The 12,429-nt window shown below is 36.9% G+C and carries 12 protein-coding genes; 7 read left to right on the forward strand and 5 right to left on the reverse strand.

Features of this window, described 5'->3' with window-relative positions; genetic code table 11:
- Nucleotides 1-120: 120 nt before the first annotated feature.
- The 3 genes from J1899_RS08220 (at nt 121) to J1899_RS08230 (ending at nt 2,728) form a co-directional block, all read left to right on the forward strand.
- Nucleotides 121-1,191, forward strand: a complete 1,071-nt coding sequence (locus J1899_RS08220; protein ID WP_214478377.1) for a T4 RnlA family RNA ligase — start codon at nt 121-123, stop codon at nt 1,189-1,191.
- On the forward strand, nt 1,191-2,174 hold the full coding sequence (locus tag J1899_RS08225; RefSeq protein WP_214478378.1) for an ATP-binding protein: 984 nt from the start codon (nt 1,191-1,193) through the stop codon (nt 2,172-2,174). The genes J1899_RS08220 and J1899_RS08225 overlap by 1 nt, the downstream gene beginning before the upstream one ends.
- A gap of 74 nt (nt 2,175-2,248) precedes the next feature.
- The gene (locus J1899_RS08230) at nt 2,249-2,728 is read left to right on the forward strand and encodes a cupin domain-containing protein (RefSeq protein ID WP_425515000.1); all 480 of its coding nucleotides are present in this window, start codon (nt 2,249-2,251) and stop codon (nt 2,726-2,728) included.
- Nucleotides 2,729-2,912: 184 nt separating this feature from the next.
- Here J1899_RS08230 and J1899_RS08235 read toward each other — a convergent pair whose 3' ends face one another.
- Nucleotides 2,913-4,472 carry a bifunctional metallophosphatase/5'-nucleotidase gene (locus J1899_RS08235; protein WP_214478380.1) on the reverse strand — a complete coding sequence of 520 codons (1,560 nt, stop codon included), beginning with the start codon at nt 4,470-4,472 and terminating at the stop codon, nt 2,913-2,915.
- Between the two features lie 804 nt (nt 4,473-5,276).
- Here J1899_RS08235 and galU point away from each other — a divergent pair.
- On the forward strand, nt 5,277-6,158 hold the full coding sequence (gene galU, locus J1899_RS08240) for a UTP--glucose-1-phosphate uridylyltransferase GalU (RefSeq protein ID WP_066447385.1): 882 nt from the start codon (nt 5,277-5,279) through the stop codon (nt 6,156-6,158).
- A gap of 3 nt (nt 6,159-6,161) precedes the next feature.
- Here the strand turns inward: galU and J1899_RS08245 are convergent, their stop codons facing one another.
- From J1899_RS08245 to J1899_RS08255, 3 genes are all read right to left on the reverse strand, one after another.
- Complete coding sequence (locus J1899_RS08245) at nt 6,162-6,359, reverse strand: aspartyl-phosphate phosphatase Spo0E family protein (RefSeq protein ID WP_214478381.1); 198 nt, start codon at nt 6,357-6,359, stop codon at nt 6,162-6,164.
- Between the two features lie 414 nt (nt 6,360-6,773).
- On the reverse strand, nt 6,774-7,619 hold the full coding sequence (locus J1899_RS08250) for an aldo/keto reductase (RefSeq protein ID WP_066447381.1): 846 nt from the start codon (nt 7,617-7,619) through the stop codon (nt 6,774-6,776).
- Nucleotides 7,620-7,750: 131 nt separating this feature from the next.
- Nucleotides 7,751-8,941 (reverse strand): MFS transporter, encoded by a 1,191-nt coding sequence (locus tag J1899_RS08255; protein ID WP_214478382.1) that lies wholly within the window; start codon nt 8,939-8,941, stop codon nt 7,751-7,753.
- A gap of 180 nt (nt 8,942-9,121) precedes the next feature.
- Here J1899_RS08255 and J1899_RS08260 point away from each other — a divergent pair, with 180 nt between their 5' ends.
- Nucleotides 9,122-9,502 carry a winged helix-turn-helix transcriptional regulator gene (locus J1899_RS08260; protein ID WP_214478383.1) on the forward strand — a complete coding sequence of 127 codons (381 nt, stop codon included), beginning with the start codon at nt 9,122-9,124 and terminating at the stop codon, nt 9,500-9,502.
- A 40-nt stretch (nt 9,503-9,542) separates the two neighbouring features.
- Here J1899_RS08260 and J1899_RS08265 read toward each other — a convergent pair whose 3' ends face one another.
- Nucleotides 9,543-9,731 carry an alpha/beta-type small acid-soluble spore protein gene (locus J1899_RS08265; protein ID WP_066447373.1) on the reverse strand — a complete coding sequence of 63 codons (189 nt, stop codon included), beginning with the start codon at nt 9,729-9,731 and terminating at the stop codon, nt 9,543-9,545.
- A 298-nt stretch (nt 9,732-10,029) separates the two neighbouring features.
- Here J1899_RS08265 and J1899_RS08270 point away from each other — a divergent pair, with 298 nt between their 5' ends.
- Nucleotides 10,030-11,298, forward strand: coding sequence for an ammonium transporter (locus J1899_RS08270; protein WP_066447371.1), 1,269 nt, complete (start codon nt 10,030-10,032; stop codon nt 11,296-11,298).
- Between the two features lie 162 nt (nt 11,299-11,460).
- Nucleotides 11,461-12,429, forward strand: coding sequence for a DUF294 nucleotidyltransferase-like domain-containing protein (locus J1899_RS08275; RefSeq protein WP_214478384.1), 969 nt, complete (start codon nt 11,461-11,463; stop codon nt 12,427-12,429).

Raw genomic sequence — 12,429 nt, forward strand, 5'->3', positions numbered from 1 at the left:
CTATTATATAATTATTAGTTAAAATAGGGAAAATATAGATCTTTTTGGAATTTTAATATCCTTTTTATGTTGGTCTAAGTAATCAGAGTATTCACAAATAATATACTGAAGGTGTTTATTATGTTTTCTAAACAATTATATATGAAGGAAGTAGAAGGTCGGTTTGTATCAAGGAGGATTCATCCTCAATTTCCGGACATTGTTATTTTAAATTACACAGAAAACACGACATATGAAAAGCGCTGGAATGACATTACTTTGTCATGCAGGGGGTTAATTATTAATGAATCAAGTAATGAAGTGTTGGCCAGACCGTTTCCGAAGTTTTTTAATTATGGTGAACTTCCTGAATATGAAGCTGATATTCCTTTTGATGAAACACCTGAATTTACAGTAAAGCTGGACGGATCTTTGGGGATAAGCTATAAAATAAATGGCCAAACATACTGGGCAACAAGGGGATCTTTTGAGTCAGTTCAAGCCCAAATAGCTCAAAAAATATGGGATGAAAAGTATGCAGATGTCATGATACCGGATGAAACGACGTTATTAGTTGAAATAATTGATCCATCAACGAGAGTGGTAGTAGATTATAGCGGTATGTCTGACTTAATCATTATTGGTGCAGTTGATCGGTTTTCTGGTAAAGATTTTCATTATAATGAGCTTTTGCAGCTTGGGACTCAATTGGGGATGAAGGTAACAGAGCAGAAGAAGTTAACGTTAGAAGAAGCGGTCAGATTAAAGGCAACTATTGACCATAATAACGAAGGCTGGGTGTTAAGATGGTCCAGCGGCAAACGACTTAAAGTAAAAGGCGACCGTTATATGGATATTCATAAAATTGCATACGGTCTTTCTGACAAGATGAAGACGGAATACTGGAAAGATGGGAAAATAGATGAACTAATCCTAAAAATGCCGGAAGAATTCCGACATGAAATTGAAGATTTCAAAAAGAAGCTGGATGCAGAGCTGTTAAACCTAAAGTATATAGTAGATGAGTACTTACATGCTTCACTAAGCAATACTCAAGATCGTAAATCATTTGCTATTCATGCATCAAGCAATATACCGCAGGAATATAAATATCTTGTTTTTAAACAATACGACAACAAGCTAAAACAAGAAGATATAAAAGAGCATATTTATAAAAATTATAGTGATTTTGTTAACGGGGAGAAATCATAATGGCTATGTTTATCATGCTGGTCGGGCTTCCGGCGAGCGGGAAAAGTACACTGGCAGAAACGTTGTCTATTAAATATGCTGCTGAAGTGCTGTCTTCTGACAGACTAAGAAAAGAAATGCATGGTGATGAGAACATTCAGGCAGATCATAAGAAACTTTTTGAAGAATTAAATAGCAGAGCGAATACTTGCCTTTCAAAGGGAAAGAATGTCATCTATGATTCTACTAATCTAAACCGAAAACGCAGGAAACATTTGATACAGCATGAGATTAAAGCGGATGAAAAAGTGGTTTATTATCTGAACACACATATAGATAATTGTTATGAGAGAGATAAGGTAAGAGAACGAACAGTTGGTGAAGAAGTGATCAATCGGATGTATAAAAACCTTCATATTCCAGTACTAAAAGAAGGCTGGAAAGAGGTACATACTATTTATGAACCTAAAAGGTTATTTGCCGACCATCACAAAACGGCACTGGAAGAACATCTAAATAGCGCTTTATCTCATGATGAGTTTATGGATAAATTAATGCAGCTGATCCCGGAATTTCAAATCATTAACCATCTTCCTCATGATTCCAAATATCATTCCTTCTCCGTAAGCAGGCATATTTTTTATGTGTATAAACATATTTACGAATATTATAAGGGGAGCAATAGGCTTGGGCTGTTATATGCCAGCATTTTTCATGATCTTGGCAAAGGTTTCTGTAAATCATTTGTCAATTATAAAGGAGAAGAAACAAGATATGCCAGCTTCATCGGGCATGAATATGTATCCTCACAGCTGGCTGCCTTTTATTTAAATCAATTAGGCTACAGCAGGGAATTTACAGAAAAGGTAGTAACGCTTGTACAGTTTCATATGATGCCAATGAATGCAAGCGAGAAAAAGTTAAGTGAAATCAAAGAACTCATAGGAGATACATTATTTGAAGACTTATTGATCTTACACGAAGCTGACACTGCAGCTAAATAGGTATTAATAAGGTTCACATTTTAACCGCCCTTTCAAAAGATGCATATGATATGAAAAAAAGAAGGGGATGCCAGATGTATTATTATTACCCGTATAACTGCTGGAATCAACAGCAAACGTATCGCGTAGCTCCATTTCATCAGAATTGGGAGATACAGGATTACGGTTTTAGACCATATGTAACCAATATTAATGAGGCGGCCAAACAGAATAATACCTTTCGAACAGTCATTTGGACAGGGAAGCATTTGCAGGTGACTTTAATGAGTATTGATGTTGGGGGAGATATTGGATTAGAAATGCATCCGAATGTGGATCAATTTTTACGAATTGAACAGGGGCAAGGATTAGTGAGAATGGGAAATACTAAAGACAATTTACCTTTTCAAAGAAATGTATTCGATGACTCAGCTATTTTAATCCCAGCTGGAACATGGCATAACCTTACGAATACGGGAAATGTTCCGCTAAAGTTATATTCAATATATGCGCCGCCTAACCATCCGTTTGGAACCGTTCATCGAACGAAAGCGGAAGCAATGGCAGCAGAATAAAACCTTCTGAAAAAGCCTTAGAGGTTTATAAAAGCTCCTGATATTTTAAAAAAGAAGTCAGCTTTGGCAATCAACCAGAGCTGACTTCTTTTTTATGTCTTCCGTAAAGTTTATTTTACAATACAAGAAAAAATTGAGGCAGATGCTAATCTAGAAAAGCAATATTAGCTTGTTCTCCTGGCAGTTACCAAATAACTTTCCAATTCTCATTTACCGAAGCTTCAATCTTGCCTCTTTCAAGAATATAATTAGCAAGAATCTCGGACATATCCAGAGAGATCTCTTTAATGACGGGTTTGTCTTTAAACATATGATAATCTCCGCCCCCGGCAGCACGATAATTGTTCATGACAACATCGTATTCCGCTGTTAAATCAATATCGAAGCCATCCTTTTTCAATTTAATGACCCTGTTCCCAACAGGCTTTGATATATCTAAAATGTAGTCAATTCCTTCCCACATATCGTAATTATAATGCTGAGGCTTAGGTGTGCTAAAGGAAGGACTAATAGCGACCTCACCATTATTGACCATAAAATAACCAGCACTTCTTTCAAGCGCATCTTTTATATCTTGCCCTGTGATACGAATGACAGTTAATGTGTTTGGATAAATATAATTCGATACGATATCTCTCATTGTGATCTTCTCTTTAAAACCTTTTAATTCATTATTAAAAAGGGCAGTATTAGAAATCTCCGTATTGGCAATTTCCATTTGTACTTTGTTTATAAATTCAACAAGTGCATTATCTTTTAACCGGGCTTTTAATGGATCTGGAATCGTCATATCACCATCTAATTTTCCAATGGGCTGATCTAACCATGCTTGTGTTTCCTTTTCATAAACTTGAATAAGATCTATGCTTCTAGCATCTGCTTCAACTTCAGTTGTTTCCAGCAGTATGGCTTTTTTGTCTTTAATTGCCCAATTATTTTTCTCTTTGGTAAGAGTAATGGTTATTTTTCCTAATGCTTGTCCATTAAAGCTAGGCTGAACAATCGTAACTCCGTTTATCTCTCCAGCAAGCTTTCGATGCTGATGTCCTGTGATTAATACATCAATACCTTCAATCTCAGTGCAGATTCGATATCCTTGATTTTCTCCTGTTAAAGCTTCTGTTGGTTCTCCTGTAACAGGATCTTTTTCAAAGCCGCCGTGATAGGAAACAATCAATAGATCCGGTTTTTCGTTTTCACGGATGAACTTCACCCAATCACGTGCAGTCTCGAGAGCTTCATGAAAGGTTAGATTTTTAATATGTTCAGGATTTTCCCAGTTTGGAATATAGTGAGTGGTCAGGCCTAAAATGGCTACTTTCAGGTCTTCTATTTGCTTTACGAAATACGGCTTTCCAAAGTACGGCTTCCCTGTTGCCTTGCTGATAATATTTGCTGATAACCATGGGAAATGGGCTTCTTCTACAGCCTGATTTAATATCTCCATACCGTAATTAAACTCATGATTTCCTAGAATAGCGGCATCATAAGAAAGTTCGTTCAACAGCATGATCATCGGGTTCTTGTTATGGTTCATATAGCGTGCGTAATGATATGTAAGAGGTGTACCTTGGATGAGATCGCCATTGTCTAATAAAATCGTATGTTTGTTTTCTGTTTTTTCTCTTTTAATTAGGGTTGAGATCTTTGCAAGACCGACCTTGGAATACTCATTGCTGCCATAATGAATCGGTAAGACATTTCCGTGCAAATCGCTTGTGACAAGTATGTTGATTTTTATCATCTAAAAATTCCTTCCCTGATATAAAAATGAGTCATTTGTGACTAGCGGTAAATCATATTATACCAATTCAGTATTTTGATTAAAGGAATCTTTACGATATTTACAAAAAGTTAATGATCTTTTAGCTGAATAGAGCAAATTGGAAATATATATTAATCAGGTAGCAGATTAATAAAGAAAGAGGAAAGTTGTTAATAATCATAGGTTTATAGAGCGCCATAATTCAGAATAGTTTTACCTTGCTAGAAATGAAAATGTCGAAATTTGAGGCCATTTATGAGAGGAATAAGCCGTTTGCGGAATGAAAAATTATTTTGTAAATGAATTTACTTTTAATCGAACAATAAAAGCACTTTTCTACGAAGTGCTTTAAAAAGGTTAAGTATAATAGCAGGAAAGGCTTTATGTAAGTGTATGATAGTGTGGAAGTCATGCAAAGTATGTTCATATGAAGGTCGTCAAGTTTCAGCCATAATGGAAAAACTGAACGATAATGCAGATAGAAAAAGCGGTCCCCTTAAACAAGCACGCAGATGATCGTTAAAACCACTAATCTTGTTAATGATTCAAGCATCGCTATCATCTCCTTAAGAATAACTATACCCCTATGTTAAAGCACAAATATAAAGCTTCTTTAAGATCCTTGTAAATTCAATGTTAAGACACTGTTTGTTAAATAATTGTAAATGAATAATTTTTAAGCAGGAACCATATAGGTAATTGAAGAAATTGCATATAAATGGGTGTGCTATTCAATTTTAATTTTTGCGAGCGTTTTTATAATGGTTCATTAGGAGGAATATGATGAGTGTTAAAAAAGCGATTATACCTGCTGCTGGTCTTGGAACAAGATTTTTGCCTGCTACAAAAGCAATGCCAAAGGAAATGCTGCCAATCGTCGATAAGCCGGCGATCCAATTTATCGTTGAAGAAGCGGTACAGTCAGGGATTGAGGACATCATTATTGTGACAGGAAGAGGAAAGCGGGCAATTGAGGACCATTTTGATAAATCTTATGAGCTGGAAGAAACGTTATTTAAAAAGTCGAAGCTGGAAATGTTAAATACGGTTCAGGAAATATCTTGTTTGGCTAATATTCATTATATCCGCCAAAAAGAACCAAGAGGACTTGGGGATGCAATCCTTTGTGCAAGCCGATTTATAGGCAATGAGCCATTTGCCGTTTTGCTTGGGGATGATATTGTTAATTCTCAGGAGCCGTGCCTTCAGCAATTGATTCGAATGTTTAACAGATACAGTTCTTCCATTGTAGGTGTTCAGCGGGTTGATTGGACAGAAGTTCATAAGTATGGGATTATTCAGCCGCGAAACAAAGATCATGAAGAAGAAGCCTTAGCGATTGAAAGGCTAGTAGAAAAGCCGTTAATAGAGGAAGCTCCATCCAATCTTGCCATTTCAGGCAGATATATATTAAAACCGGAGATTTTTGATATTTTAGCCAATCTTCCTGCTGGAGCTGGAGGGGAAGTGCAATTAACGGATGCGATCAATGTTCTGCACGAAAGTCAGGAGGTTTTTGCCTTCGAATTTGAAGGCGAAAGATATGACATTGGGGACAAATTTGGGTATGTAAAAGCTACAATCGATTATGCTCTGCAAAGAGAGGATATGAAAATAGAAGTAATGGACTATATGAAGCAGCTTTTAGAATCTGTAAAAGTCTAAAAGCTATTGACGGGAATTTTGCTGATAATAAATTTGATATTGTGCAATATGTTCATCAAGATCTTGACTGATTTTTATCGTTTGGACATGTTGGAAACCATTTTCCAAGCCGGTTTTAATTAGTTTAGCACGAAGAAAATCGATTCTTTCTCTTAATTCCTGTTGGCCGACTAGGTCATTTGGAGATTGTAAAGTTAACATGCTAAACACTCCTTTAGGAAAATAGTCTTGATTGCCACAATATTAACATTACGAACGCTATTTTAAAAGTAAATAATAACTAAATATGTGTCAAAAGTGGTACATATTTATTCTAGAAGCTTTAACGCACCGCGAATTAAGTAACGGAAGAGGACAAAAAGAGGTTCAATCAGCTCGATTGCTACATCAAAATAGGTCTCCTTTTTACGATTTCTTTTCTTTTTCATAAGAAACACCTCTTTATCATTTGTTTGTTGCTATATATACGAGAAAATGGAAATTTAGTTTCACTCTGCATGAACAAAATTAAGAATTTTTATTAAATAAAATGAGTTTTTTGAGCTTCAGCCGAAAAAACCCGAACCAATTTAGAATGGTTCGGGTTTTTCTCTGCTTTTTGAAAAAAGGGTTATCTTAAAAATCAAAGTTGTCTGGATCAGGTCCAACTCGTCTGTTCTCATTTAATCCATTAATAGCTTCCATCTCTTGTTGTGTAAGCGTAAAATCGAAAATAGTTGAGTTTTCGATAATTCGATGTTCCTTAATTGACTTAGGGATGGTGATGATGCCGTTTTGAAGATCCCATCGCAAGATCACTTGCGCAACAGATTTACCGTGTGATTCAGCAATCTTAATCAGCTCAGGATGAGACAATAGCTCACCTTGCATTAATGGTGACCATGCTTCAATCTGAATATCGTGCTGCTTGCAGAAGGTGCGTAATTCCATTTGAGTTAATTTCGGATGCAATTCAACTTGGTTCACCATTGGTTTGATTTCAGCTTCAGCCATTAAATCGTCGAGGTGGTGAATTTGAAAGTTACTTACTCCAATAGCTTTTACGCGTCCTTGTTTATATAACTCTTCAAGAGCTTTCCAGGCAGCTTTGTATTTTCCGGCAACTGGCCAATGTATTAAATAAAGATCTAAGTAATCTAATCCAAGCTTTTGGAGGCTTGCTTCATAAGCTGCCAATGTTTCCTCATAGCCAAGATCTGCATTCCATACTTTAGAAGTGATAAATAATTCTTCCCGTTTCAATCCGCTTTGAGCTAATCCTTGGCGAATCCCTTCTCCAACGCCTTCCTCGTTTTGATAAACCGCAGCCGTATCAATGCTTAAGTATCCATTCTTAATGGCTGCTTTCACTGAACTAATTGTGTCAGGACCTTCTTCTACTTTAAATACACCTAGACCGAACCAAGGCATTTGAACACCATTATGAAGAGTTGTTTTATCTTGTAAATTTTTTGCTGTCATTTGTTTTTCCTCCAATATCAATTATATATATGTTTAAATCTTTCGGTTTCAAGGCTTTTTTATAAGGAAATTGAAAAATCACCTCCTGAAATTCAAAGAAAAGCTATGTTTTAAAGAGTTCTTGAATTGGACTAGTAATTTACCTTGATATGATAGGCCTTTTCTGCTTTTAAACTACTGCCAGTCAATACTGCTGCTGCTAATACCATAATTCCGCCAACCCAGCCTGTATGGATTAAACCCATATGATCTGATATTAGACCGCCTGCATAGGAACCAATGGCAATTCCTGCGTTAAAGGCAGCAATATTAACAGCGGATGCTACATCAACTGCACTGGGGACATATCGTTCCGCAAGAACCACAACATAGGATTGGAGACCGGGAACATTCATAAAGGCGAATAAACCCATGAACATGATCGTCACTAAACCTGCTATTTTATATGGTGCACTAAATGGCAAGATAAATAATATAGCTGCTTGTATGATAAACATGAAAAACAGTGCCTTAAGAGGGTCTTTATTAGCTAACTTTCCGCCTGTCATATTTCCGATAGCAATAGCAACACCGTAAACCAATAATAAAAGAGCAACTGTATTTTCTTTAAAACCAGTTACGTTCTGCAAAAGCGGTGATAAAAAGGTAAATACAACAAAGGTTCCGCCATAACCTAAAGCTGTAATGAGAAATAGCTGCAGTAATTGTTTTTGTTTAAATAGCTTGAACTGTTCAGTTAATTTTATTGCTTTTCCGCGAGGCATGTTGCCTGGGATTAAGAAGTAATTTGAAATCAGCGAGATTATACCGATTACAACGATAGCAATGAATGCAAGCCGCCATCCGAATTGCTGCCCTAAAAATGTTCCGAATGGGACACCAGTTACAGTAGCTACTGTTAACCCAGTGAACATGATCGAGATAGCGCCAGCCCTTTTGTCCTGTGAAACTAAACTAGCTGCGATGGTTGAGCCGATTGACATGAATACGCCATGAGAAAAGGCTGAAATCAGCCGTGCGATCAGCAGAATTCCGATGTTAGCAGCAGTCGCAGCAATGATATTGCCGATAATGAATATGATCATAATCCAAATCAGCAATGTTTTGCGGGGAATTGCTGCAGTTATGGAAGTTAGAATCGGTGCCCCGATCGTAACGCCTAACGCATAAATGGATACTGTTAATCCTGCGATCGGAAGACTTATATTTAAATCCTCTGCAATGAGAGGAAGAAGACCCACACTGATGAACTCTGTAGTTCCGATAGCAAAGGCGCTTATAGCCAATGCTAACAAAGCGAATTGATTATTTTTCTTTTTCATGCATTTTCCTCCTGAATTGTATTTTCCACTCCTTATGAAAGTGGTATAGTATGGATCGGTGTGCAAAAGCTATTATGGGATATAAGTTTTAAAAAGAGAAGAACGTACTTTTTTGTAATATAGAAACTAAAAAGTACGATAGGAACCTTTTGGTGCCTATCAGAAGGAAGGGAAAAGAAAATGAAGAAAAAGAAATATAACATTGGTGTCGAAGCTACGCTTGAGGTTATCGGAGGTAAGTGGAAGTGTGTGATTCTATGTCATCTGACACACGGTAAAAAACGGACAAGTGAGTTAAAAAGGCTGATGCCGAATATTACGCAGAAAATGCTCACGCAGCAATTGCGAGAGCTTGAAGAAGACGGAGTTATTAACCGTATTGTCTATAACCAAATACCGCCAAAAGTTGAATATGAACTAAGTGAATATGGAGAAAGTCTGGAATCCATTTTGGATCTGCTATGTGCATGGGGAGAGACGCATATAACAAATGTCTATGGAGATAAATCGCAATACTTAGAAGAAAGTATTTTAAATGAGAAAGATCAAATACCACAATGAGGATGATAAAAAGGGATACCATTACTGGCATCCCTTTTATTTATTGCTGATTTTTCAACTGTTCTTCCGCTAATGCGACAAGACGTTTGGTCATTTCGCCGCCGACAGAACCGTTTGCTCTTGAGGTCGTGTCTGCACCAAGCTGTACACCAAACTCCCCTGCAATCTCCTGCTTCATTTGCTCTAAAGCATTTTCAGAACCGGGTACTAAAAGTTTGTTTCTTGCCATGATCCATCACTCCCAACAAGGTAGTCACAATTCATCATTACTCAAGCTTAGAAGCCTTTTATGAAAAAAGAATCCTCTTTTATAATCATGAATTGCTACTTCTATTTTACCCGCAATTAAGGGAGGTATGTAGATGAAAAAAAGTCATGGAAGATATTCTGACATAAATTTCGGAAAATTTAAAATTTCGTGTTGACTTCTTTTTATTTTCGAGTAAAATAAGAGTTAATTAATCAATGTTATATAATCTAACATGAAATAGTTAGTAAATATAACATAAAATAAAGGGGGAAAAAGAATGGATGCCACGTTTTTAATGAACAGCTTGTGGGTCATGATTAGTGCAATTTTAGTTATTTTTATGATTGGCGGATTCATTATGCTGGAAGCAGGTTCTACAAGAATGAAAAATGCAGGGCATATTGCTGGTAAAACAATTGTTACGTTCGGCCTTGCTTCACTTGTATTCTGGGCAGTAGGATTTGGTTTTATATTCGGAGATAATGCAAATTTCTTAGTCGGGTTCTCGAATTTCTTCTACTCAGGTCAGGAACTTGAGGGAATGGGGTTATCTTCAGCTGTATTCTTCGTGTTTCAATTAGCATTTGCGGGAATATCCATAACGGTTGCTTTAGGAGGATTTGCAGAAAGAGCGAAATTATCTGTATATCTTATCTTCACGATAATCTTTTCTGCAATTATCTATCCAGTCGTTGCTCACTGGATTTGGGGAGGCGGCTGGCTGGCGGAACATGGTAAACAAGATTTCGCAGGTTCAACAGTTGTCCACTTAACAGGTGCAATGGCTGCTTTAGCGGCAACCATTTTATTGAAACCTCGTATCGGTAAATACAATAAAGATGGCTCTCCAAATAACATTTTTGGTCATAATCAGGTGTATACTGCATTAGGAGTTTTAATTTTATGGGTAGGCTGGTTCGGCTTTAATGCCGGCAGTACTGTTTCTGTTGATGGAGGGTTTTTCGGTTTTGTAGCTCTTAACACAAATTTAGCAGCAGGTGCTGGAGCTGTTGCAGCAGCCCTGATCTCTTGGATGGTTTTAGGTAAATCTGACGTGCCGACTTTGCTTAATGGAGCTTTAGCCGGCCTAGTAGCCATTACAGCGTCGTGTGCCTTCGTAGATACATGGGCAGCAGTTGTGATCGGTTTAGTTGCTGGTATCCTTGTATTCTATAGTGCGCGTTTCTTTGAAAAGAGAAAAATTGATGATCCGATCTACGCACTTTCTGTTCATGGAGCAGCCGGTATATGGGGAACTTTATCTACTGGGTTCTTTGCAACTCCAGAGCTTGCATCGGTTGGTCAGGCAGGACTTTTCTATGGAGGTGGCTTTACACAGCTTGGTGTTCAAGCATTAGGTGTTACTGTATCAGGAGCATTTGCATTTGCAGTATCGTTTGCAGTTCTTTTTGTTATCAAAAAAGCACTTGGAGGCCTTCGTGTAACGGAAGAAGAAGAAATTATGGGTCTTGATATGAGTGAGCATGGAAGCTATGGCTATCCAGAAGTATTTCTGGCAGAAGAAAATAAGAAATTGAGTTCTTAATTTTTAAAAAATAAGTAAACCTTGGCAGCGTCCATAATCAATTGCGATTATGGACGCTATTTTACCTTAATTAATAAACCTGGTATTACTCGATTTGTTAAGCTATAAAAAAAGGGTAAGTTTTATACGAAATTTAAAATGCTTTAAAAAGGAAGGGTTAGATTGGAAACATCTTTCTCCAGTTATCGTGATATAAAGAGTTGGAAAAACAAACAAGTGAATCAAAATCTCCAAAATACAGATATGTTAAATAAATTTCACGACCATATTATTGGAAATGTTGCACGTCTTGCTATAGAGAAGATTGGTGAACCGCCATGTCATTTTGCCTTTTTCCTTACTGGTAGCGGCGGGAGATTTGAACAGGGGCTTTTCAGTGATCAAGACCATGGGATTATTTATGTAGAGGATACAAAAGAGGCAAATATTTTTTTTCTCCATTTAGGTGAGGAAATATCTATTGGGCTTAATGAGGTTGGTTATCCGTTTTGTGAAGGGAATGTAATGAGCAGCAATCCTTTATGGTGCAAGTCTCATCAAGAATGGGAAAAACAACTGAATCATTGGATGGAAGAGGCAAACTGGGCTGATATACGCAATTTGCAAATTTTTTATGATGCCAGAGCTTTGATCGGACAGAATCAATTAGTAGAAGACTTAAAGTCTTTTATTCATGAGTACAGTCAAGAGCATCCTAATCTGATTAAACGGGTGATGGAAAATGTACAGCATTTCAAAAACACAATCGGTCCTCTTGGGCAATTGATCGTAGAGGAAAAAGGGAAATATCATGGATGTATTGATCTAAAATATTCAGCATTTATACCCTTTGTAAATGCTATTCGAATACTAGCTGTTAAGGAAGGAATTCTTGAATCTCCGACTGAGAAAAGGATGCTGATTTTACTTAAAGATAAACAATATGCGAGTATGCTGAAAGAATATTATTTTGCCTATAAGGCTTTGCTTCAAATTCGTGTAAATAGGCTGATTTTTGTCAGCTCATATGAAGATGCTCATTATCTGAATGTCACGGAATTATCAAAGGTCGAAAGAGCTGAACTAAAGCATATTTTAAAAAAAGCAAAGCAGCTTCATCAATATGTCATTGCTTTAATTGAGAAGGTGTAA

Origin of the sequence: Cytobacillus gottheilii (genome assembly GCF_018582665.1) — a bacterium.
Taxonomy (GTDB): Bacteria; Bacillota; Bacilli; order Bacillales; family Cytobacillaceae; genus Cytobacillus; species Cytobacillus gottheilii.

What these genes read in the sequence shown, in the direction of transcription:
- J1899_RS08220 (WP_214478377.1), top strand. Translation starts at nt 121, where the DNA reads ATGTTTTCTAAACAATTATATATGAAGGAAGTAGAAGGTCGGTTTGTA.
- J1899_RS08225 (WP_214478378.1), top strand. Translation starts at nt 1,191, where the DNA reads ATGGCTATGTTTATCATGCTGGTCGGGCTTCCGGCGAGCGGGAAAAGT.
- J1899_RS08230 (WP_425515000.1), top strand. Translation starts at nt 2,249, where the DNA reads ATGTATTATTATTACCCGTATAACTGCTGGAATCAACAGCAAACGTAT.
- J1899_RS08235 (WP_214478380.1), bottom strand. Translation starts at nt 4,472, where the DNA reads ATGATAAAAATCAACATACTTGTCACAAGCGATTTGCACGGAAATGTC.
- galU (WP_066447385.1), top strand. Translation starts at nt 5,277, where the DNA reads ATGAGTGTTAAAAAAGCGATTATACCTGCTGCTGGTCTTGGAACAAGA.
- J1899_RS08245 (WP_214478381.1), bottom strand. Translation starts at nt 6,359, where the DNA reads ATGTTAACTTTACAATCTCCAAATGACCTAGTCGGCCAACAGGAATTA.
- J1899_RS08250 (WP_066447381.1), bottom strand. Translation starts at nt 7,619, where the DNA reads ATGACAGCAAAAAATTTACAAGATAAAACAACTCTTCATAATGGTGTT.
- J1899_RS08255 (WP_214478382.1), bottom strand. Translation starts at nt 8,941, where the DNA reads ATGAAAAAGAAAAATAATCAATTCGCTTTGTTAGCATTGGCTATAAGC.
- J1899_RS08260 (WP_214478383.1), top strand. Translation starts at nt 9,122, where the DNA reads ATGAAGAAAAAGAAATATAACATTGGTGTCGAAGCTACGCTTGAGGTT.
- J1899_RS08265 (WP_066447373.1), bottom strand. Translation starts at nt 9,731, where the DNA reads ATGGCAAGAAACAAACTTTTAGTACCCGGTTCTGAAAATGCTTTAGAG.
- J1899_RS08270 (WP_066447371.1), top strand. Translation starts at nt 10,030, where the DNA reads ATGGATGCCACGTTTTTAATGAACAGCTTGTGGGTCATGATTAGTGCA.